Raw genomic sequence first — 1,113 nt, 5'->3', positions numbered from 1 at the left:
GGGTTTCCAGTTTGTTCTTCAGGCCAGCCACGCGAATTTCGAAGAACTCGTCCATGTTGCTGGAAAAAATCAGCAGGAAATTCAGCCGCTCCATCAAGGGATGATTCTCGTCCATGGCCTGCTCAAGGACGCGCAGGTTGAACTGCAGCAGGCTGAGCTCCCGGTTCAGGTAGTAATCCGGGTTGTTGAGGTCGTCGTTGTTGAGGTCGGTGACGCCGTGTTCGCTGACGCCCTGTTCACTGGAGAAAGAATTCATGGTGTCGTCCTGACCGGAACCTTTGAAGATGGGCCCTTATTCCATGACATTAATGTGACACGGTGATGACAGGGGGCGAAGAATTCCGAATACCTTCACAGTACGCCTGATCCGGGCGGGCGCAAATAGCGGGGCTGAACGCTATTCATCGGCGAGGGGCGTGGGTGGGAGCGCCGGCTCTTCCTTGAATGGGTATATGTAAATATAATGCGAATCATTATTGTTCGCTTTATATTTGGAGTTTGCCGATGGTTTGTCAATACCGCGCGATTTGGGGCGCGCCGCTGGTGGGAGCGTGCCTGCTTTCACTGATCCCTCTGGCTGTACAGGCTGAAGAAACCTCTGAAGCCAATGTGATTCCTGCGGTGGAGGTGAATGCCGATGTCCAGGAGGGTGACGGCTATATTACCGAGGGAAAAGCGGCGACAGCTGGAAAGCTGGATGTGGCGGTAGAGAAGACTCCGTACTCCATTACCGTAGTGAATGAAGAATTCATCAAGGATACCGGGGCCAAGAATATTCAGGATGCCCTGGTCTATTCTTCCGGTGTTTATTCTGGTGCGTTCGGGTTTGATACCCGTGGTGACTTTGTGAAAGTGCGCGGTCTCGACGCTTCTTTCTACAAGGATGGGCTGCGTTCCCTGTACGGCAGTTACAACAGCGTGCGTCCGAACATTTATGCACTGGAGCAGGTGGAAGTCCTGAAAGGACCGTCTTCTGTTTTGTATGGACAGGCGGAGTTGGGGGGTATTGTGAATACTGTCTCCAAGCTGCCAAAGGCCCGGCAACAGGGCGAGATCTGGGCCCAGGTGGGCTCCTATGACCGAAAGCAGTTGGCGGCAGACATCACTGGCCCC

At 53.8% G+C, this 1,113-nt stretch carries 1 protein-coding gene and 1 pseudogene; one reads left to right on the top strand and one right to left on the bottom strand.

Translation table 11 applies throughout. The annotated features are described in order from the left end of the window. Positions 1-256, bottom strand: a pseudogene (locus A3754_RS23780) (RNA degradosome polyphosphate kinase); the annotation flags it as partial. Between the two features lie 287 nt (positions 257-543). Between A3754_RS23780 and A3754_RS23775 the strand changes: the two are divergent. Then, positions 544-1,113 (top strand): TonB-dependent siderophore receptor (locus A3754_RS23775; RefSeq protein WP_231880766.1); only part of this gene is annotated, 570 nt, incomplete at its 3' end.

The sequence above is a fragment of the Alcanivorax sp. HI0083 genome (genome assembly GCF_001635175.1).
Note: the sequence above shows the minus strand (reverse complement) of the source record. Positions and strands in the feature narration are given on the sequence as shown.